This window comes from Nocardia sp. NPDC058497 (genome assembly GCF_042720195.1).
Lineage (GTDB): Bacteria > Actinomycetota > Actinomycetes > Mycobacteriales > Mycobacteriaceae > Nocardia.
Genome location: NZ_JBHXMY010000051.1, coordinates 1 through 19,583, shown reverse-complemented (window position 1 = coordinate 19,583; position 19,583 = coordinate 1). Strand labels below are relative to the sequence as shown.

Genomic DNA, 19,583 nt, shown 5'->3' with positions numbered 1-19,583 from the left:
CGAACTGCTTGGTCAGGCCCTTCCGCTCGAACATGAGCCCCACCTTGCCCGACAAACTTGGCGAGGGCGTCGCCGTGAGGTCGCGAGTCGGGTCATCCTCGAGGATGACCCGACCCTTACCTGGCTGGGGACGAAGCCTGAGCCCAGAACCGCTTGGGGATGCGGCCGGCCTCGCGGGCGAGGTAACCGGCCCGGACGGCCGCCGCCATCGCCGAGGCCATCAGTTCCGGTTCGCGGGCCCTGGTGACCGCGGTGGCCAGCAGCACCGCCGAGCAGCCGAGTTCCATGGCGAGGGCGGCGTCGCTTGCGGTGCCGATGCCGGCGTCGAGGATGACCGGCACGCCGGCGGCGGCGACGATCATCTCGATGTTGTGCGGGTTGCCGATGCCGAGGCCGGTGCCGATCGGGGAACCCAGCGGCATGACCGCGGCGCAGCCCGCGTCCTCGAGGCGCTTGGCCAGCACCGGGTCGTCGTTGGTATAGGGCAGGACGACGAAACCGTCGTCGACCAGCTGTTCGGCGGCGTCGAGCAGCTCGAACGGGTCGGGCAGCAGGGTGCGCTCGTCGGCGACGACCTCGAGTTTGACCCAGTTGGTGTCGAGCGCCTCGCGCGCCAGCTGCGCGGTGAGCACGGCTTCGGCGGCGGTGCGGCAGCCCGCGGTGTTGGGCAGCAGGGTGATGTCGAGGCGTTTGAGCAGGTCGAGGACGCCGGTGCCGCCCGCGGCGTCGACCCGGCGCATGGCGACGGTGGTGAGCTCGGTGCCGGAGGCGACCAGGGCCTCTTCCAGGACGGCCAGGTTCTCGGCGCCGCCGGTGCCCATGATCAGGCGCGAGCCGAATTCCTTGTCCGCGATACGCAGTGGTGCGGGCTCAGCCACCCTGCACCGCCGTCAGCACCTCGATGGTCCAGCCGCGGCCGACCGGCTCGTCCCAGCGCGACTTCGGGAAAACCGCGCCGTCGACCGCCAATGCCACGCCCTGGCACGGCAATTCGAGCCTGGTGAGCAGTTCGCGGATACTCAGCGGCTCGGCGAACTCGTGGTCGACACCGTTGACGGTGACGCCGATCGGAATGGTCGAGGTCATCGAATTCCTCCTGGGGACAGCTGCAACGCCGGAAAGCGTTGCGGGGAAGCAATTTCCGCGATCGCGGGCGACTCGTCGTCGAGCAGCGCCGGGACGAGGGTCGCGGTGAGGGCGAGGGTGAGCATGCCGTTGCGGCCGTGGCCGGTGGCGGCGAGCACGCGGTCGTCGAGTGGGCCGAGTAGCGGCAGGTTGTCGGGAGTACCCGGCCGGGAGCCCGCATTCGCCTCGGCCAGTTCGTATTCCGAGATGCCGGGCAGGATCGCTTCGGCGTCGGCGATCAGGTCACGCACGCCGCCGACGGTGACCGTGGTGTCGAAACCGGCTTCGTATTGGGTTGCGCCGACGACGATGCCGTCCTCGCGTGGCACCAGGTAGACCTGCCTGCCGTGCACGCGCGCCCGAATAACCCGGCTCGGCGCCGGACTCACGCCGGGACGCTGCCGCAGCCGCAGGATCTCGCCCTTCACCGGCCGCACCGGCAGGCCTGGCCACAGGTCGGCGGAGTGGGCGCCCGCGGCGAGGACCACCCGGTCGTGCGGTAGATCGTCCAGTGCGGCAACGGCTTCCGCGCGAATCTCGACACCGGCGGCGGTACAGGCGGCGGTTAGGGCACGCAGCACCCGACGGTTGTCGATCGCGGGTTCGGTGGTGGCCAGCAGGCCGGCCCGGACCGTGCGGGCCAGCACGGGCTCCACCGCGCGCACCCCGGCACGATCCAGTACTCGCAGGTCGTGACCGAAACCGGCCAGCCAGTCCGCGACGGTACGCAGGTCGGCGGCATCGGCGCCGTCGAGGGCGACGGTCAGCGTCTCGTCGGCGACGAACACCGATTCGCCGGTCACCGCGCGCAGCCGCTCGGCGAACGCGGGCCAGGCGTCGAGCGCCGCCGCGCCGAAAGCGAGCACCCGGTCCTCACCGGGCCAGCCCTCCGACAGCGGCGCGAGCATGCCACCCGCCACGTAGGACGCGCCGGAACCGGGCGCCGGATCGAAGACGGTGACGGTCCAGCCCGTCTCGGCGGCCTGCCATGCGACGGCGAGTCCGACGGCGCCGCCGCCAACGACCGCCAGAGTCCGCATCACGTTCCACCTGTCTTTTTCCGCCTGTCGAACGCCTCGGCGTTCGCGTCTCCACGGTAGCGCGACTACCGTCGACACCGTGCAGCCCTCCCATCCGAATCGTTCCGTCCCGCCCAGGGAGCGCTTGTCCAGCGCGCTGCTGTATCTGTGCACCGACGCGCGCCGGGACTCCGGTGATCTGGCCCGGTTCGTCGATGCCGCGCTCGCCGGTGGCGTCGACATCGTTCAGCTCAGAGACAAGGGGTCGCCCGGTGAGGCCGAATTCGGCCCGCTGGAGGCCAAGGCCGAGCTCGGCGCGCTGGCCGAGATCAAGGCGGCCACCCGCAGGCACGGTGCGCTGCTCGCGGTGAACGACCGCGCCGACATCGCGCTGGCCGCCGGCGCCGACGTCCTGCATCTCGGACAGGGCGACCTACCGCCCGCCTACGCACGCCGCATCCTCGGCCCCGACGTGGTGATCGGCCGATCCACCCACAACCGCGCCCAAGCCGGTCTCGCCGCGATCGACGGTCATCTGGACTACTTCTGCACCGGCCCGATCTGGACCACCCCGACGAAGCCGGGCCGCCAAGCCGCGGGCCTCGACCTGGTGCGGTCCACCGCCGACGCCCATCCGTCTATGCCGTGGTTCGCAATCGGCGGTGTCGACGCTGAACGGCTGCCCGAGGTGCTGTCCGCTGGTGCGCGGCGGGTCGTCGTGGTCCGCGCGATCACCGAAGCGGCCGATCCGGAAGCTGCGGCACGGGAGCTCAAGCAGGCCCTGCTCGCGGCTACCGACTGAGCCAGGTCCGCGGCGCGTCGTCCCTGCGATCCCGTCTACCACCGCGCTGAACGTTCACTATCCCGCCGATCGGTCGCGATCGGCACCGCCTGAGCGTTTGGTGAATGCTCAGCGCATGCCAGCCGGGGCGCGCGGCGGGCCGTCGCTCCTGCAATCACCACGATTCCGTGAGCCACCGCGCTGAACGTTCACTATCCCGCCGATCGGTCGCGATCGAGACCGTCTGAGCGTTTGGTGAATGCTCAGCGCATGCCCGCCGAGCCTGGCACCGGGGCTGGAGCTCGGGTCACTGCGGTGTGGGCGTTGGTTCAGGACAGGAGTTTCGTGAGCGCGGCGGCGAGTTCGCCGGGCTGGTCGGGGCCGATGGTCACCTCGTCGCCGGGTCCGTCGGCCTGGGTGTGCAGCCAGAAGAATCCCCGATCGGCGATCTCGACCGTGCGCGGCAGGTCGGGTACGGGAACGTCTGCGAAGCGGACGCGAACCGGTACCGCGCGCAGGGCGATCCAGGCCAGGGCGAAACCCGGGTGCAGCGGCAGGTCGGTGACCTCGTCCTCGGGCACCCACACCAGCTCGGAGCTCTCCTTGTTGGCGACGGTGGCCAGCGGGCTCTCGGCGTCGGCGACCACGGTGGTGTAGGTCCAGCCGCTCGGCGCTGTCATCGTCAGCCGTTCGGCGCGCACGCGCAGGAGGTCGGTGGTGATGCCCGCCTCCTCCCAGGCTTCCCTGATAGCCGTGTGTTCGGCGCTCTCGTGGGAATCCCGCGCGCCACCGGGGATGGCCCAGGTACCGCCCTGATGGCTCCACGGCGCCCTGTGCTGTAGCAGAACCGCCGATCCACCTCCGGGCAACGGCGCGCGCAGCAGGAGCCCGGCTGCACCGAACTTGCCCCAATGCCGAATCCCGCCGGGGCTGTCCGACCACCCGTCTCCGTCACCGCGCATCAAAATTACTCACTCTCACTAGCAGGCGAGCAGTACCCGATTCTGGGGTGCTGCGGCGCGGTACCAGCGCTACGACCACATTGACGTCTTCCCCATGGCTCACGCCAGGGGATTCCCAACCTGCCTGGACTGCGGTTGAGGTGGTAATTCCTCGCGGGTTCCCACATGGTTCCTGCTTCACAGACCGGGTAACCCCGAGGTCTCCACAGGCAGATACCGACAGCCCGTCGGCCAGTATATTCTTCGCCGCGTTCACGTCCGCATTCTCGGTATGTCCGCAGGTGGTACACCGGAACACCGCTTGGCTCTCGCGCGATTCCGGGTCCACGGTACGACATGCCGAGCAGCGCTGCGACGTGTACGCAGCCGGTACCTTAACGATCGTCGTACCCGTATATCGGGCGATGCCGACCAGCGCTGATTCGAACATATGCCAGCCCTTGTCCAGAATGCTGCGGTTCAACCCAGCTTTCTGCTTGACGTTCGAGCCCGGTTGCTCGACGGTGCCCCTCGCCGACGCGGTCATGTTGCGGATCTTGAGATCTTCGATAGCAACGAGAGCGTGCCGGGTGGCGAGCCGGTTTGCAGTCCAGGACACGAAATCCTTGCGGCGGTCGCGCTCACGACGCTTGATCCGCCGCATCGCGGCGACCGTCTTCCCCCGGTTGGCCGAGCCCTTCTTGCGCCGGGCGAGCTGCTTCTGCAACAGCCGGTATCGGTGCGCTTCGGCCGGGCTGCGGAACTGGCGATCCCGTAGCGTGCCGTCCGAACAAGCGACGGCGACCGTGACGCCGCGGTCCACCCCCACCGCGGTAGTAGAAGCATGCTGTTCGGGGGCAGTGTGATCGTCGTTCACCAGAAAAGCCACATACCAGTGCTGCCCGTCGCGTGAAACCGTCGCTGAGCGCACCGTGCCACCGAGTGCACGAGACCACCGGAAACGCACCCACCCCAGTTTCGGCAGTTTGCACCGACCCCACCGCTTCCCGAGCCGTTCCACGGTGATCTGCTTTCCGGCAGGAAACCGGAACGACGGCAACCACCGACGCTCCGACCTCCATCTCACCCGAAACGCACCGTGCTCACGACAAGCACGATCCAAATCCATCAGCGCCTGCTGCAGCACTTGCGACGGCGCGGCTTTCAACCATCCGTGATCGGTCTTCGCATCAGCAAGCTGGCTGGCCTGCTCGTGGTAATTGATCCACGCATCACGCCGCCGATACTCTCGTCTCTGTTCCAGTCCGGTGTTCCACACCGAACGGCAGATACCCCCGATGGTCTCGGCGAACGCGGCCTGCTCGGGGGTGAACGCGAGCTGGTACTTGCGTCCTGTCAGCACAGCGCTACCGCTGGTGCCGTTCGACGTCCGGCAGTGCTACCCAACGCCACACCCCTCACCGCATAGCAGGCACGCGATCACCCACGCCGAATTCGATCGTGGTGCAACAACTTTAGACCAGTCATACCAAATCGCTATCTTTCGCAGAGGCGGCGGGCGCTGGTAATGCCCGATTTTCACCTGGTCGCACTGCTGCCGCGGGCAACTCCGGGCTCCGCGCGCTACGTTCTTCTCGATAAACTCCGCACCAACAACGAGCATTTGCTTCGGGAGGTGAACGATGGTCGACTCGGGGAATCGCGATGCCTCGACGGAGGTCGCGGCCGTTCGTTCGGGCCCGTCGCAGCAGGCCACGGGCGGTGTGCACGGCACGGAGGGGGCAGTCGTCAAGCCGGTGACGAGCAGGCGCACGCCAATGCGGCGGCCCGCGATCGTCGCCGACCGGCCAGCTGCACCGGACGTCAAGGCGCTGCGAGCGTTGTTCGATCCGGCGCGGCTGCGTGGTTTCGTGCAGTCCTCGCCGGGCCGGCTGATGGTGGCCGGGCTGGTGCTGATGGTGTTGTGCGTGACCGCGGGTGCGGTGACTTCGGCGACCGTCAGCGATCGCCAGCAAGCGCTCGGCGTTCTGCTCGACGACACCGAACCCGACGCGCACTCGGCCAATCACCTCTACACCTCCCTCTCGATCGCCGACGCCGCCGCGGGCACCGCGTTCCTGGCGGGCGGGCTGGAACCTGCGGCCGTGCGCGATCGCTACACCCAGGCCATCGGTGAGGCCGCCGCCGAGCTGGTGACCCAGGCGGGCCACATCTCCGTGGAGGAAGCCGCCGACCCGTCCGGCACCGATCGCACACTGCGCACCGGCATCGCCACCGGCCTGCCCGTGTACACCGGCCTGATCGAGACCGCGCGGGCCAACAACCGCAACGGCTACCCGGTCGGCGCGGCCTATCTCAGCGAGGCCTCGCATCAGATGCAGACCACGCTGCTGCCGATGGCCGAGGAACTCGAGAGCCACCGGCTCGACGCGATCACCGCCGCGCAGAACCGGCATGTGCTGCCGCCGTGGCCCGCGATCGCGCTGCTGATGCTGGCGCTCGGCGCGCTGATCTGGGTTCAGGTCGAACTGGCCCGCCGGTCGCGGCGTGTATTCAATATGGGACTACTGATCGGCACCGGAGCGCTGGCGCTGACCCTGATCTGGACCGTGGCGGCGGGCTCGGTGTCGGCGGTGTCGATGATCCGCTGCCGTGACCAGGGCGCCGTCCCCGCTGCCCGGCTGGCCGAGAGCCGCATCCTGGTACAGCAGGCCAGGGCGGCGGAGATGGTGAAGCTGGTGCGCCGCGACGCGACCGGCGACTACGACCGCACCTTCGACACCAACACCACCCGGCTGACCGAACTGCTCGACGGCTACCCCGCGGACGCGCCCGCCCGCGGCGAGGTCGCCGACGCGCGCGCCGCGCTGGCCCGCTGGCAGTCGGCACATCAGCGGATGAACGACACCCTCGCCCGCGGCGACTTCACCGGCGCCGCCGCCGTCGCCACCGGCCCGAGCGCCGCGGACGCGGCCGCCCACGTCGACGCGCTCGACCGGGCGCTCGACAAGGCCGCGGCGGCCACCCGGGACACCTTGCGCGACAGGGTGTCCCAGGCCATCGACGTGCTGGCGTTCCTGGCTCCCGGCGCGTTCGTCCTCGGCATCGTGGCCGCCGTGTGCGTCGCGCTCGGCCTGTGGCCGCGACTGCGGGAGTACCGGTGAGGCCGGGGCGCGCCACCGCGGCGCTGCTGCTCGCGGCGGCGGCGCTGCTCGGCGGCTGTTCCGACAGCACCCCGGCGCCCGCCGACCACACCGTCTACTCCGAACCGCCCTTGCCCGCCAAGGCGATTCCGATCGGCACCGACACACCGCTGCCCACCCCCGAGGACAAGCAGTGCGGCGACCCGACGGCCAGCCTGCGGCCGAGCACCTCGCGCGGTCCGACGGTCGACGCCATCCGCGCGCGCGGCAGGCTGATCGTCGGTCTGGACGCGGGCAGCAACCTGTTCAGCTTCCGCGATCCGCTGACCGGGCGCATCGTCGGCTTCGACGCCGACATCGCCCGCGAGATCGCCCGCGACCTGCTGGGCAACCCGGATCTGATCGAATACCGCAGTCTCGCTTCGGAAGAACGCGAACGGGCGCTGCAGGACCACACCGTCGACCTGATCGCCAAGACGATGACGATCACCTGCGAGCGCAAGGAGCGGGTCGCGTTCTCCACCGTGTATCTGCGCGCCGACCAGCGGGTGCTCGCGGTGAAGAACTCGGGTATCAACGGCCTGGCCGATCTGGCGGGCAAGCGGGTGTGCGTGGCGCGCGGCACCACCTCGCTCGACCACATCCGCCGTGACCAGCCCGCCGCCACGATCCTGACCGTGCCGACCTGGGCCGACTGCCTGGTGGTGCTGCAACAACGCCAGGTCGACGCGGTGAGCACCGACGACTCGATCCTGGCGGGCCTGGCCGCGCAGGACCCCTACACCGAGGTGGTCGGCGAGAGCATCAGCGCCGAGCCGTACGGCATCGGCATCCCCAAGGGCGACGACGATCTGGTCCGCTTCGTCAACGCCACGCTCGAGCGGATCCGCAACGACGGCACCTGGGTCCGCATCCACCGCCGCTGGCTCGCCTCCCTCGGGGAGACGCCGAACCCGCCCGCACCGACGTACCGGGACTGACCGCTATGAGCACGACACCACCGCCGAACGGCGAACCAGCACAGGATGATCCGGAGCACCAGCAGCCGACGCAGCTGACCCCGCGAGACGAGGGCGAACTGCCAGGCGGCTGGACGCTGCCGCCTGCACCGGCCGACGACGAGACCCAGCCGCTGCCCATCTTCCCCGCGCACGCGGCCACCGAGATCGCCGCGAGCAGGTCAGCGGAACCGTCTGCCGTGCAGGGCGTCGACGGGCCGCTCGCCACCCGATACCCCGGTGCGGCACCCAACGCCCAAGCCGCCGAGCACCCTGGCGCGTCAGCTGCCACCCAGGCCGCTCAGCGCCCCGACGCGACCCCCGCCACCCAGCACCCCGGCGCGGCCCCCGCCACCCAATCAACCCAGCGCCCCGGCGCGTCAGCCGCCACAGAGATCGCGCACCGGGTGACCGAACCACCGGGCACCCAGGCGACTCCCACCGACCCCGAATCCTGGTCCTCCACACCGCAAACCGGCCCGAGCACCGCACGCTCGGGCCGCAGCGTGCGCACCGCCAGGTCCCGCCCGACCCGCAGACTCGGCGCCGGCCTGGTGCCGATCCCGACCGTCTCCCCCGCCGATCCGCGCACGGCGGTGCTGGCCGATCCGGTGGTGTCGGAGGGCAGGCGGTTCTGCTGGCGCTGCGCCAATCCGGTGGGCCGATCGACCCCGGCACGCGCGTCGTCGTCCGCGGGCAAGTGCGAAACCTGCGGCGCCGCCTACGATTTTCGGCCGTCACTGCACGTCGGCGACATGGTCGCCGGGCAGTACGAGATCCAGGGTTGTATCGCGCACGGCGGGCTCGGCTGGATCTATCTGGCCATCGACCGCAATGTCAGCGACCGCTGGGTGGTGCTCAAGGGCTTGCTGCACGCCGGTGACGCCGAGGCGCAGGCGGTGGCGGTGGCCGAGCGGCAGTTCCTGGCCGAGGTGGCGCATCCGAGCATCGTCAAGATCCACAACTTCGTCGAGCACACGGCGGCTGATGGATCCAGCATCGGCTACATCGTCATGGAATACGTCGGCGGCCAATCCCTGCGCGATATTCTCGACGCCAGGCCGCCCGGTGAGCGGATGCCGCTGGCCGAGGCGATCGCCTACGTGCTGGAGATCCTGCCCGCACTGGACCACCTGCACTCGATCGGCCTGACCTACAACGACCTCAAGCCCGACAATGTGATGGTCACCGAGGACCAGGTGAAGCTGATCGACCTGGGCGCGGTCGCCACCATCGAGGCCTACGGAAATCTGTACGGCACCAAGGGTTTCCAAGCGCCCGAGATCGCCAGGACCGGCCCGACACCAGCCTCCGACGTATACACGGTCGGCCGGACATTGGCGGCGCTCACCCTGGCGCTGCCCAGCGAACACGGCCGCTACCTCGACGGCATTCCCGATCCCGCCGACGAGCCGCTGCTGGCCCGCTACGAGTTCTTCCACCGCTTCCTGCTCACCGCCACCGATCCCGATCCGGCACAGCGGTTTCCGTCGGCGCGGGCGATGTCGGCGCAGCTGGCAGGCGTGCTGCGGGAGATCCTCGCCTACGACACCGGCACCGAACATCCCCAGCTGTCCACCGTCTTCAGTCCACAGCGCACCAGCTTCGGCACCGAGGAACTGATCAGCCAGACCGATGCCTACCTCGACGGCGTCGGCCGTTCCCCACTCCTGGACTCGCACGATGTGGTCGCGGCACTGCCGATTCCGCTGATCGATCCGGCCGACCCGTCCGCCCCGCTGCTGGCGGCGACCGCGAACCTGGAGCCGGAGCGGGTACTCGAAGCACTGCACGACGCCCGCGAACGCGCCGAGGCCGACCCGGACAACGCACCGGAAACCCTCGCGGGTGAGCTGGTCTTCGCCGAGGTACGCGCCCGTCTCGACCTCGGCGAATCGGCGGCGGTGCTGCACCTGCTCGACCGCGTCAGCGGCGAATCCGATTGGCGCGCCGACTGGTTCACCGGCCAGGCACACCTGCTCGAACTGGACTACGAGGCCGCCTTCGCCTCCTTCGAGTCGGTCCTGCGGGTGCTGCCCGGCGAGATCGCGCCCAAGCTGGCACTGGCCGCCACCGCGGAACTCATTCTGCAGCACTGGGATTCCGACGCCCCCGAACAGTGGCGCTCCTTCGCCGAACGCTATTACGACACCGTGTGGCGCACCGACCGTGCCGTGGTGAGCGCCGCCTTCGGCCTGGCCAGACAGCTGGCCGTGGCGGGCCGCGTCGGCGAGGCGGTGCACGCCCTCGACGACGTCCCCGCGGCATCCCGCCACTTCACCACCGCCCAGACCACCGCGATCCTGCTGCTGCTCACCAGCGCCCCCGTCGCCGACCTCGACGAACAGGTCGTGCGCCTGGCCGCCTCCCGCGCCCAGTCCATCCCCCCGGGCGAGCACCGCGCGACACTCATGCGCACCCTGGTCCAGGGCACCGCGCTGGCCTGGCTCCAGGCAGGCAACACCCCGAAACGCAAGGACGCCAAACTCTTCGGCCGCCCCTTCGACGAACGAGACCTCCGCGACGGCACCGAATCCGGCCTACGCGCCCTCGCCCGCAACGCCCCGGACCGGACGCACCGCTATGCCCTGGTCGACCTGGCCAACTCCCTACGCGCGAAATCCTGGTTCTAAGCGGTAACCAGCTTGTGCGCGGCGCGGGCGATCGCGAGTTCCTCGTTGGTCGGCACCACCAGCACCGTCACGGGTGCGAATTCCGGCGAGATCGCGCGGATGCCGGGGGTTCGCGTCTCGTTGCGGGCCGGGTCGACCTCGATGCCCATGGCCTGCAGCCCGGCCAGCGCGTCGGCGCGCACGGACGCGCTGTTCTCGCCGACACCCGCGGTGAAGACAATGCTGTCGACGGCGCCGAGTTCCACCAGGTAGGCGCCGAGGTAGCGGCGCAGGCGGTGGATGTAGACGTCGTAGGCCAGTTTCGCGGCCGTGTCGCCGTCATCGATGAGCTGCTGCAACTCGCGGAAGTCGTTCACCCCGGACAGGCCCTTGATTCCGGAATTGCGGTTGAGCAGCTGCTCGACCGCGGGCAGATCGAGCCCGGCGACGTTCATCAGGTGCGGCATGATTCCGGGGTCGAGGTCGCCAGGTCGCGTCCCCATCACCAGGCCCTCGAGCGGGGTCATGCCCATGGTGGTGTCGATCGCGACGCCACCGGCGACGGCCGACGCCGACGCGCCGTTGCCGAGGTGGAAGATGATCTGGTTGAGCTCCTCGGTGGGCCTGCCCAGGAATTCCGCGGCCTTCTCCGACACGTACTGGTGTGAGGTGCCGTGGAAGCCGTACTTGCGGACACCGTGCGCGGCAGCCACTTTCGCGTCGATCGCGTAGGTCTTGGCGGCCTCGGGGAGGGTATGGAAGAAGGCGGTGTCGAACACCGCGACCTCCGGGATGCCGGGCAGCAGTTCCCTGGTCGACTCGATGCCGATCACATTGGCCGGGTTGTGCAGCGGCGCGAGGACCGACAGCTCGTCGATGGTGCGCACGACCTCGTCGGTGATGAGCGTCGGCCGCCAGAACACCTCGCCGCCGTGCACCACCCGGTGCCCGACCGCGCCGATCCCGATCGTGGTCAGATCGATGCCGGTCTCGCGGAACATCTCGAACGCCTGCCGCAGTCCGGCCCGGTGATCCGCGATCGTCCCCTCGTGCACCAGCTTGCGGTCACCGGACTCGTGCACGATACGGCCGCCGTGCGCCTCGCCGATCTTCTCGACCAGCCCGGAAGCCAGCACCTGCGCCGAGCCGGCGTGCAGCAGTTGGTATTTGATCGAGGAGGAGCCGCAGTTCAGCACCAGCACCAAGTCGCTCACGCGTCGTCCCCCTGAGCCTGGATGGCGGTGATGGCCACCGTGTTGACGATGTCGGCGACCAGCGCGCCGCGGGACAGGTCGTTGACCGGCTTGCGCAGACCCTGCAGCACCGGGCCGATCGCGATCGCGCCCGCGCTGCGCTGCACGGCCTTGTAGGTGTTGTTGCCGGTATTGAGGTCGGGGAAGACGAACACCGTCGCCCGGCCGGCCACCTCCGAATCCGGCAGTTTGGCGCTGGCCACGGCGGGCTCGATCGCGGCGTCGTACTGGATCGGGCCTTCCACCGGCAGCTGCGGCGCGCGCTCACGCACCAATATCGTTGCGGCGCGGACTTTGTCGACATCCGCGCCGGTGCCCGACGCGCCGGTCGAGTACGACAGCATGGCCACCTTCGGATCGATGCCGAAGCGGGCCGCGGTCTCCGCCGAGGACACCGCGATATCGGCGAGCTGCTCGGAGGTCGGGTCCGGCACCACCGCGCAGTCGCCGTAGGCGAGGACCCGATCGGCCAGGCACATCAGGAACACGCTCGACACCGTCGAGACGCCCGGCACCGTCTTGATGATCTCGAACGAGGGCCGGATGGTGTGCGCGGTGGTATGCGCGGCACCGGAGACCATGCCGTCGGCGATCCCCTTGTAGACCATCATGGTGCCGAAATACGAGATGTCGGCCATGGTTTCGCGGGCCCGCTCCAGCGTCATGCCCTTGTGCTTGCGCAATTCGGTGTACTCGGCGGCGAATTCGTCGAGGTAGCCGGAGCTGCGCGGATCGAGCACCTGCGCGGCGGCGATGTCGACGCCGAGTTCGGCGGCGCGCGCCCGGACGGCGGTCTCGTCGCCGAGGATGGTGAGGTCGGCGATCCTGCGCTGCAGCACCCGGCCGGCGGCGCGCAGGATGCGGTCGTCGTCGCCCTCGGGCAGCACGATTCGCTTGCGATCGGCGCGGGCCCGGTCGATCAGCTGGTATTCGAACATCTGCGGGGTGACCACGTGCGACGGCGGCACCTGGATGCGTTTCAGCAGCTCAGGCGCGTCGACCCGCTCCTCCATCAGCGCCAGCGCGGTGTCGACCTTGAGCGGGCTGCCCGCCCACATCCGGCCGCGCGTGCGGTGCACCGCGCTGGCGGTGTCGTAGGTGCCGAGCTCGGTGGTGAGGATCGGCAGCTTCGGGTGCAGGCCCTCCATCAGGCGCGCGATCGCCGGATGCGGGCGGATGCCGCCGTTCATGATGATGCCCGACAGCGACGGAAAGCCCTCGGCCTCATGGGCATTCACCACGCTGAGCAGGACGTCGGAGCGGTCGCCCGGCGCGATCACGACCACACCGTCGGAGAGCCGCTCCAGGATGTGTTCGGCGGTCATGCCGCCGACCATGATCCGGAGCGCCTCGCGCTGCAGCAGTTCCGGGTCGCCGCTGTAGATCTCGCCGCCGATGGCGCCACACAGCTCGCCCATGGTCGGCGCCATCAGCAACGGCACCTCGGGCAACGTCCACGACGGCACGTCGAAACCGTCCAGGCTGGAACAGATCTCGTCGGTCTCGTCCGGGGTGCACCGGTTGACGACGACCGCGACCAGATGGGCGTGCTCGGCGGCCAGCTCGGTCGAACACAGCTCGACCAGCTGCTTGACCTCGGCGGGCGTGCGGTCGGCGCCGCGCACCACCAGCAGCACCGGCGCGCCGAGATTCACCGCGATGCGGGCGTTGTAGCGCAGCTCGCTGGGGCTGGCGACATCGGTGTAGTCGCTGCCGACGATCACCACCGCGTCGCAGGCCTTGGCGACGTCGTGGAACCGCATCACGATCTCGCTGATCGCGGCGTCGGGGTCGCGGTGCACGTCCTCGTAGGTGACGCCGATGGCCTGGTCGTAACCGATGTCGGCGGTGCTGTGCTCGAGCAGCAGTTCCAGGATGTAGTCGGGTTCGGCGGTCGAGCGGGTGATCGGGCGGAACACCCCGACCCTGGCCGTAGTGGCGCACAACATCTGGAGAACGCCGAGCGCCACCGTGGATTTTCCGGTGTCCCCCTCGGGTGAGGCGATGTACACGGTGGACGGGGCTTGTTCGACCATGGTCGCGAGCTTAGTTAATCGACGGCGATTCCGGAGTTCGGTGTGGCGCGATCGGCCGCGTTATAGTCCGGCCCATGACTTCGCAGTTCCCGGATCGGCAGTGGGGTTCACGCACCAATCTCCTGTCCCGCGCAGCCAATCGTTTCGCGGCGACCAAGCCGGGATCCTGGCTGATCCGCACGGTGACGCCGCTGGACCGGGCCCTGCTCGAGCGCACCGATGCCAAGTACACCGTGCTCGGCCCGATCGGCGCCCCGGTCATCCTGCTGACCACCACCGGCCGCAAATCCGGTGTCGCGCGCACCCAGCCGCTGCTCTACGTCCACGATGGCGACACCCTGTATGTGGTCGGCTCCAACTTCGGTCAGGACCACCACCCCGCGTGGACGGGGAATCTGCTCGCCGACCCGTCGGCCACGGTGGCCATCGCGGGCGAGCGCATCCCCGTCGCCGCCACCCCGGTGCCCGACGCGGACAAGGACGCGCTGTTCGCCCGGTTCATCGAGATCACCGGCGCCTACGCGGCCTACCGCGAGCGCACCACACGCAACCTGCGCATGTTCGCCCTGCGCCGGGCATAGCGAGGGCTCGCGCGGCGTTGCCCACAAGGCCACGGTCATCGAGGAGGTCGCATGTTGATCGGCGAATTGGCCGAACGCACCGGTTCCAGTGCCCGCGCGCTGCGCTACTACGAGCAGCACGGGCTGGTCGAGCCGCGGCGCGACGCCAAGGGCTACCGGATCTACGACGAGGTCGAACTGCGTGTCGTGCGGAAGATCCACGCGCTGCGCACGGTCGGGTTCGAGCTGGCCGACATGCATCCGTTCGTCGCCTGCCTACGCGCGGGCGACGGTTCGGGCGACGGGTGTCCCGACTCCGTCGAGGAACTGCGCCGCAAGCTCGACGAGGTCGACGCGGCGGCCGAGCGGCTCGCCGCGATCCGGCGGCAACTGACCGCTCAGCTCGTCGACGCGCTCGCCGCCGAATCCGGCGACCCCGCCTGCTCGCTCCGATAGTCGCTCGCCCGGCGAGCTTTCGGAACCCGCCGGGCAGTTCGTGGTCAGCCCAGAGCGCGCAGACGCGGCGCCAGATCCCGCTTGAACAGGTCGAGGAAACGCAGCTGGTCGTGACCGGGAGCGTGGAAGACCAGGTGGTTGAGACCGGCGTCCAGGTAGGGCTTGATCTGGGCGACAGCCTCGTCGGGATCACTGGCCACGATCCACCGCTTGGCGACCTGCTCGATCGGCAGCGCGTCGGCGGCGGCCTCCATCTCGATCGGATCGGTGATGTCGTGCTTCTGCTCGGCGGTCAGCGACAGCGGCGCCCAGAACCGCGTGTTCTGCAGTGCCAGTTCGGGATCGGTGTCGTAGGAGATCTTGATCTCGATCATCTTGTCGATGGCGGCGAGGTCGCGCTCGGCCTTGGCCGCGCCCTCGGCGACGGCGGGCAGCAACTTCTCGGTGTAGAGGTCCATGCCCTTGCCCGAGGTGCAGATGAAACCGTCACCCGCGCGGCCCGCGTACCTGGCGACGACCGGGCCGCCCGCGGCGATGTAGACGGGGATGCCACCCTTGGGCACGTCATAGATCGAGGCGCCGACGGTGTGGTAGTACTCGCCCTCGAAATCGACGCGATCGCCGGTCCACAGCTCGCGCATCAGTGTCACCGACTCACGCAGCCGGGCGAAACGCTCCTTGAAATCGGGCCATTCGCCCTTGTACCCGGTGGCGATCTCGTTGAGCGCCTCGCCGGTGCCGACACCGAGCATCACCCGGCCCGGGTACAGGCAGCCGAAGGTGGCGAAGGCCTGCGCGATCACCGCCGGGTTGTAGCGGAAGGTGGGGGTGAGCACCGAGGTGCCGAGCATGATCCGCTCGGTGCGCTCACCGGCGGCGGCCAGCCAGGCCAGCGAGAACGGCGCGTGCCCGCCGTTGTGCCGCCACGGCTGGAAGTGATCGCTGACGGTCGCGCTGTCGAGACCGTGCTCCTCGGCGGCCACCGCCAGCTCGACGAGCTCGCGCGGCCCGAACTGCTCTGCCGATGCCTTGTATCCGAGCTTGAGATCAACCATCTCAGCCACTCCTGTCGTTCGCTTCGTCGCGGCCCCTGCCGCATCGACACTAACCAACACCGAGTGCGACTGTCCGGTAGCAGTGGTCTCGCACCACTGCCGTGTTTAGCGGATGATTAGCTGGTGACCGCCAAGGATGAGCAGATCTTGTCGTACCTGACCGACATGGACGGTGTGCTGGTGCACGAGGATCATTTGATCCCCGGCGCCGACGAGTTCCTGGCCGAACTGCGCGAGAACGAGATCCCCTTCCTGGTGCTGACCAACAACTCGATCCGCACCCCGCGCGACCTGCAGGCCCGCCTGCGCCACACCGGCCTCGACATCCCCGAGGAGTCCATCTGGACCTCGGCGCTGGCCACCGCGACCTTCCTCGACGACCAGCGGCCCAACGGCACCGCCTATGTGGTGGGCGAGTCCGGGCTCACCACCGCCCTGCACGAGATCGGCTACGTGCTCACCGACAGCGACCCCGATTACGTGGTGCTCGGCGAGACCCGCACCTACTCCTTCGAGGCCATCACCACCGCGATCCGCCTGGTCGACCGTGGCGCCAAATTCATCGCGACCAACCCCGACGCCACCGGGCCGTCGCGCGACGGCGTGCTGCCGGCCACCGGCTCGGTCGCCGCGCTGATCACCCGCGCGACCGGCAAGGAGCCGTACTACGTCGGCAAGCCGAACCCGCTGATGATGCGCTCGGCCCTGCGCCGCATCGGCGCGCATTCACAGTCCACCGTGATGATCGGCGACCGGATGGACACCGACGTGATCGCGGGCCTGGAAGCGGGCATGCGCACGGTCCTGGTCACCTCGGGCATCTCCACCAAGGCCTCGGTCGAGAAGTACCCGTTCCGCCCCACTCTCGTCGTCGACTCCGTCGCCGACCTGATCAGCCGCACCCGCACCCCGTTCCTGAACTGATTCCAGTGTGAGCTGCGTCTCACCGGAATAGGTTCCACCCTTCGCTGGTTATAGTTGCCATGGCAACCAAAGGAGGGCCCGTGCAGTTCGGAATCTTCACCGTCGGTGATGTGACGACCGATCCCACCACCGGCCGCACTCCCACCGAGGCCGAGCGGATCAAGGCGATGGTCGCGATCGCGCAGAAGGCCGAGGAAGTCGGGCTCGATGTGTTCGCGATGGGCGAGCACCACAATCCGCCCTTCGTGCCGTCCTCGCCGACCACCATGCTCGGCTACATCGCGGGCCGCACCGACAACATCCTGCTGTCCACCTCGACCACGCTGATCACCACGAACGACCCGGTCAAGATCGCCGAGGACTTCGCGATGCTGCAGCACCTGGCCGACGGCCGGGTCGACCTGATGCTCGGCCGCGGCAACACCGGACCGGTCTATCCCTGGTTCGGCAAGGACATTCGCGACGGCATTCCCCTGGCCATCGAGAACTACCATCTGCTGCACCGGCTCTGGCGCGAGGACGTCGTGGACTGGGAGGGCAAGTTCCGCACACCGCTGCAGTCGTTCACCTCGACGCCGCGCCCGCTCGACGACGTGCCGCCGTTCGTCTGGCACGGCTCGATCCGCAGCCCGGAGATCGCCGAGCAGGCCGCCTACTACGGTGACGGCTTCTTCGCCAACCACATCTTCTGGCCCACCGACCATTTCCAGCGGCTGATCGACCTGTACCGCCGCCGCTACGAGCACTACGGCCACGGCAGTGCCGACCAAGCGATCGTCGGACTCGGCGGACAAGTGTTCCTGCGCAAGAACTCTCAGGACGCGGTCCGGGAATTCCGGCCGTACTTCGACAACGCGCCCGTCTACGGACACGGCCCGTCGCTGGAGGAGTTCACCGAGCAGACCCCGCTCACCGTTGGCAGCCCGGAGCAGGTCATCGAGAAGACGCTCACCTTCCGCGAGCACTTCGGCGATTACCAGCGCCAGCTGTTCCTCGTCGACCACGCGGGCCTGCCGTTGAAGACGGTGCTCGAACAGCTCGACCTACTCGGCGAGGAAGTAATTCCGGTGCTGCGCAAGGAATTCGCGGCCCGTCGGCCCGCGCACGTGCCGGACGCCCCGACGCACGCCTCGCTCCTCGCCGCCAACCTCCCCCGCTAGACCAACCGAAACACCAACCCCCACAAGGAGTTCCCATGACCACCGCACTCGCCACCGGCCTCACCGCAGGCACCTGGGCCATCGACCCCACCCACTCCACCGTCGGCTTCTCCGTACGCCACCTGATGGTGAGCAAGGTCCGCGGCCGCTTCACCGACTTCGACGGCGCCCTCGTCATCGGCGAAGACGGCACCGCCTCGGCGCACGCCGAGATCCGGGTCGACTCCCTCACCACCGACAACGCCCAGCGCGACGGTCACCTGCGCACCGCCGATTTCTTCCACGCCGAGCAGTTCCCCGTGATGACCTTCAAGTCCACCGGATTCCGCGGTGAGGGCGGCGAATTCGTCGTCGACGGCGAATTCACCGTACGCGGGAACACCAAGCCGGTCTCCCTCGAGGTCGAGTTCCTCGGCGTCAACCCGGGCATGGGCAACGGCCCGGTCGCCGGCTTCGAAGCCAAGACCGTGGTCTCCCGCCGCGACTTCGGCCTGGACATCGACATGCCGCTCCCCGACGGCGGCGCCGTCATCGGCGACAAGATCACCCTCACCCTGGAGATCGAGGCCGCCCTGCAGAGCTGATCTCGCACCAGCTACAGCCCTCGCGACCTTCCGGTCCGCGAGGGCTGTGCGCTGTCCGGCTATCTCGGCCGTCGCGCGGTAAGGCCGACACCATCATGGAGTTTTACGCATAGACCCCGATCTATGGCTCACACCACGCACGCGAAGTACCAATAGACACCCCATGGGAGGGCGCCGAGGCACGCAATGAAATTCCACGGGAAAGCGAGAATCGTGGCGACTGGCTGGGCCTCTTCATTGGAAGCTGGGGCCGATATCGGTACTGGTACTGGGGCTGGATCGGCGGTGGCCAGTCCTGAACCCAGTGCGATCACCGGAGCCATCGCGAGGGCAGCTGCCACTCCTCGAAACTTTCTGCTCATGACGTTTCTCCATCAATTGGTGTCGAAGGCCCGCCGCAGCTGATCTTTGCCGCGACACGTCCTTACGGCAGGCGTGATTCCATGCATCGATTCTGCGTCGGGGATACGCGGGGCCACTATCCTCCCCAGGGCTGAAAACCCTCATCCCTCGCGGCGGCGCATTCGAGTGGTCGACTACTCATGTGATCGTTACCGGGGCGCGGCACACTGGATTCATCGCAGCAGAATGAGGGCAGGTCATGGCCAGATCGAGCGGCGCGCGGGCACTCGGGAACAACGTGAGCACGGCGGTGGACTGGCATGTGTGGCCGCGCCCACCCGGTATTTGCACGCTGACCTCGGCGTTCGGGAACGGCAGTCGCCGCGAGTATCGCCTCGATCGTTACGGTGGCACCGTGTCCATCGGGCGCTCGGATGCCGCCGACATCGTGGTTTCCGACGATTCGACAGTGTCGCGGCTGCACGCCGTCATCGAGCAGATCTGTGACTGCTGGGTCGTCGTCGACGACGGAATGTCGACAAATGGGACATTTGTCAATGGCGAGCGCATCGGTGGTGTCCGGACACACGTATACGGACAAACACTCAAGGTCGGGCAGAAGGTTTTACAGTT

At 68.7% G+C, this 19,583-nt stretch carries 18 protein-coding genes; 10 read left to right on the top strand and 8 right to left on the bottom strand.

Annotated elements, in window-relative coordinates; genetic code table 11:
• Positions 1–116 precede the first annotated feature (116 nt).
• Genes ACFWPJ_RS06155 through thiO form a run of 3 tightly spaced genes read right to left on the bottom strand, consistent with a single transcriptional unit; the run spans position 117 to position 2,165 of the window.
• Complete coding sequence (locus ACFWPJ_RS06155) at positions 117–878, bottom strand: thiazole synthase (protein WP_378847805.1); 762 nt, start codon at positions 876–878, stop codon at positions 117–119.
• On the bottom strand, positions 871–1,086 hold the full coding sequence (thiS, locus tag ACFWPJ_RS06150) for a sulfur carrier protein ThiS (protein WP_189025092.1): 216 nt from the start codon (positions 1,084–1,086) through the stop codon (positions 871–873). The genes ACFWPJ_RS06155 and thiS overlap by 8 nt, the downstream gene beginning before the upstream one ends.
• On the bottom strand, positions 1,083–2,165 hold the full coding sequence (gene thiO, locus ACFWPJ_RS06145; protein WP_378847801.1) for a glycine oxidase ThiO: 1,083 nt from the start codon (positions 2,163–2,165) through the stop codon (positions 1,083–1,085). The genes thiS and thiO overlap by 4 nt, the downstream gene beginning before the upstream one ends.
• Positions 2,166–2,244: 79 nt before the next feature.
• Here thiO and thiE point away from each other — a divergent pair, with 79 nt between their 5' ends.
• Positions 2,245–2,946: a thiamine phosphate synthase gene (thiE, locus tag ACFWPJ_RS06140; protein WP_378847798.1), complete on the top strand. Its 702-nt coding sequence runs from the start codon at positions 2,245–2,247 to the stop codon at positions 2,944–2,946.
• 308 nt (positions 2,947–3,254) lie between these two features.
• On the opposite strand, the gene ACFWPJ_RS06135 is transcribed toward thiE, so the two are convergent.
• A complete protein-coding gene (locus ACFWPJ_RS06135; RefSeq protein ID WP_378847795.1) occupies positions 3,255–3,887 on the bottom strand; it encodes an NUDIX domain-containing protein in 633 nt (210 codons plus the stop codon).
• Positions 3,877–5,229: an RNA-guided endonuclease InsQ/TnpB family protein gene (locus ACFWPJ_RS06130; protein WP_378847793.1), complete on the bottom strand. Its 1,353-nt coding sequence runs from the start codon at positions 5,227–5,229 to the stop codon at positions 3,877–3,879. The genes ACFWPJ_RS06135 and ACFWPJ_RS06130 overlap by 11 nt, the downstream gene beginning before the upstream one ends.
• A gap of 280 nt (positions 5,230–5,509) precedes the next feature.
• On the opposite strand from ACFWPJ_RS06130, the gene ACFWPJ_RS06125 reads away from it, so the two are divergent.
• Genes ACFWPJ_RS06125 through ACFWPJ_RS06115 form a run of 3 tightly spaced genes read left to right on the top strand, consistent with a single transcriptional unit; the run spans position 5,510 to position 10,601 of the window.
• A complete protein-coding gene (locus ACFWPJ_RS06125) occupies positions 5,510–6,991 on the top strand; it encodes a hypothetical protein (RefSeq protein WP_378847791.1) in 1,482 nt (493 codons plus the stop codon).
• Positions 6,988–7,950, top strand: coding sequence for a glutamate ABC transporter substrate-binding protein (locus ACFWPJ_RS06120; protein ID WP_378847788.1), 963 nt, complete (start codon positions 6,988–6,990; stop codon positions 7,948–7,950). Before ACFWPJ_RS06125 ends, ACFWPJ_RS06120 begins: the two co-directional genes overlap by 4 nt.
• 5 nt (positions 7,951–7,955) lie before the next feature.
• Positions 7,956–10,601, top strand: a complete 2,646-nt coding sequence (locus tag ACFWPJ_RS06115) for a tetratricopeptide repeat protein (RefSeq protein WP_378847786.1) — start codon at positions 7,956–7,958, stop codon at positions 10,599–10,601.
• Here the strand turns inward: ACFWPJ_RS06115 and ACFWPJ_RS06110 are convergent.
• Both ACFWPJ_RS06110 and pta read right to left on the bottom strand, forming a co-directional pair.
• Entirely contained in the window at positions 10,598–11,794 is a 1,197-nt protein-coding gene (locus tag ACFWPJ_RS06110) for an acetate kinase (protein ID WP_378847783.1), read from the bottom strand. The genes ACFWPJ_RS06115 and ACFWPJ_RS06110 overlap by 4 nt on opposite strands.
• Positions 11,791–13,869 (bottom strand): phosphate acetyltransferase, encoded by a 2,079-nt coding sequence (pta, locus tag ACFWPJ_RS06105; RefSeq protein ID WP_378847780.1) that lies wholly within the window; start codon positions 13,867–13,869, stop codon positions 11,791–11,793. Before pta ends, ACFWPJ_RS06110 begins: the two co-directional genes overlap by 4 nt.
• A 74-nt stretch (positions 13,870–13,943) precedes the next feature.
• On the opposite strand from pta, the gene ACFWPJ_RS06100 reads away from it, so the two are divergent.
• A complete protein-coding gene (locus ACFWPJ_RS06100; RefSeq protein ID WP_378847778.1) occupies positions 13,944–14,450 on the top strand; it encodes a nitroreductase family deazaflavin-dependent oxidoreductase in 507 nt (168 codons plus the stop codon).
• Between the two features lie 51 nt (positions 14,451–14,501).
• Positions 14,502–14,885, top strand: a complete 384-nt coding sequence (locus ACFWPJ_RS06095) for a MerR family transcriptional regulator (protein ID WP_378847776.1) — start codon at positions 14,502–14,504, stop codon at positions 14,883–14,885.
• A 44-nt stretch (positions 14,886–14,929) separates the two neighbouring features.
• Here the strand turns inward: ACFWPJ_RS06095 and fgd are convergent, their stop codons facing one another.
• Positions 14,930–15,940 (bottom strand): glucose-6-phosphate dehydrogenase (coenzyme-F420), encoded by a 1,011-nt coding sequence (gene fgd / locus ACFWPJ_RS06090; RefSeq protein WP_378847774.1) that lies wholly within the window; start codon positions 15,938–15,940, stop codon positions 14,930–14,932.
• A gap of 165 nt (positions 15,941–16,105) precedes the next feature.
• Here fgd and ACFWPJ_RS06085 point away from each other — a divergent pair, with 165 nt between their 5' ends.
• The 4 genes from ACFWPJ_RS06085 to ACFWPJ_RS06070 all read left to right on the top strand — a co-directional run.
• Positions 16,106–16,864 (top strand): HAD-IIA family hydrolase, encoded by a 759-nt coding sequence (locus ACFWPJ_RS06085; RefSeq protein WP_378847807.1) that lies wholly within the window; start codon positions 16,106–16,108, stop codon positions 16,862–16,864.
• A gap of 80 nt (positions 16,865–16,944) precedes the next feature.
• Positions 16,945–18,024 carry an LLM class flavin-dependent oxidoreductase gene (locus ACFWPJ_RS06080; protein WP_378847771.1) on the top strand — a complete coding sequence of 360 codons (1,080 nt, stop codon included), beginning with the start codon at positions 16,945–16,947 and terminating at the stop codon, positions 18,022–18,024.
• Positions 18,025–18,059: 35 nt separating this feature from the next.
• Complete coding sequence (locus tag ACFWPJ_RS06075; RefSeq protein ID WP_378847769.1) at positions 18,060–18,608, top strand: YceI family protein; 549 nt, start codon at positions 18,060–18,062, stop codon at positions 18,606–18,608.
• Positions 18,609–19,209: 601 nt separating this feature from the next.
• The coding region (locus tag ACFWPJ_RS06070) for an FHA domain-containing protein (RefSeq protein WP_378847767.1) at positions 19,210–19,583 on the top strand (374 nt) is incomplete at its 3' end.

What these genes read in the sequence shown, in the direction of transcription:
- thiS (WP_189025092.1), bottom strand. Translation starts at nt 1,086, where the DNA reads ATGACCTCGACCATTCCGATCGGCGTCACCGTCAACGGTGTCGACCAC.
- thiO (WP_378847801.1), bottom strand. Translation starts at nt 2,165, where the DNA reads ATGCGGACTCTGGCGGTCGTTGGCGGCGGCGCCGTCGGACTCGCCGTC.
- ACFWPJ_RS06135 (WP_378847795.1), bottom strand. Translation starts at nt 3,887, where the DNA reads ATGCGCGGTGACGGAGACGGGTGGTCGGACAGCCCCGGCGGGATTCGG.
- ACFWPJ_RS06125 (WP_378847791.1), top strand. Translation starts at nt 5,510, where the DNA reads ATGGTCGACTCGGGGAATCGCGATGCCTCGACGGAGGTCGCGGCCGTT.
- ACFWPJ_RS06115 (WP_378847786.1), top strand. Translation starts at nt 7,956, where the DNA reads ATGAGCACGACACCACCGCCGAACGGCGAACCAGCACAGGATGATCCG.
- pta (WP_378847780.1), bottom strand. Translation starts at nt 13,869, where the DNA reads ATGGTCGAACAAGCCCCGTCCACCGTGTACATCGCCTCACCCGAGGGG.
- ACFWPJ_RS06100 (WP_378847778.1), top strand. Translation starts at nt 13,944, where the DNA reads ATGACTTCGCAGTTCCCGGATCGGCAGTGGGGTTCACGCACCAATCTC.
- ACFWPJ_RS06095 (WP_378847776.1), top strand. Translation starts at nt 14,502, where the DNA reads ATGTTGATCGGCGAATTGGCCGAACGCACCGGTTCCAGTGCCCGCGCG.
- fgd (WP_378847774.1), bottom strand. Translation starts at nt 15,940, where the DNA reads ATGGTTGATCTCAAGCTCGGATACAAGGCATCGGCAGAGCAGTTCGGG.
- ACFWPJ_RS06085 (WP_378847807.1), top strand. Translation starts at nt 16,106, where the DNA reads ATGGACGGTGTGCTGGTGCACGAGGATCATTTGATCCCCGGCGCCGAC.
- ACFWPJ_RS06075 (WP_378847769.1), top strand. Translation starts at nt 18,060, where the DNA reads ATGACCACCGCACTCGCCACCGGCCTCACCGCAGGCACCTGGGCCATC.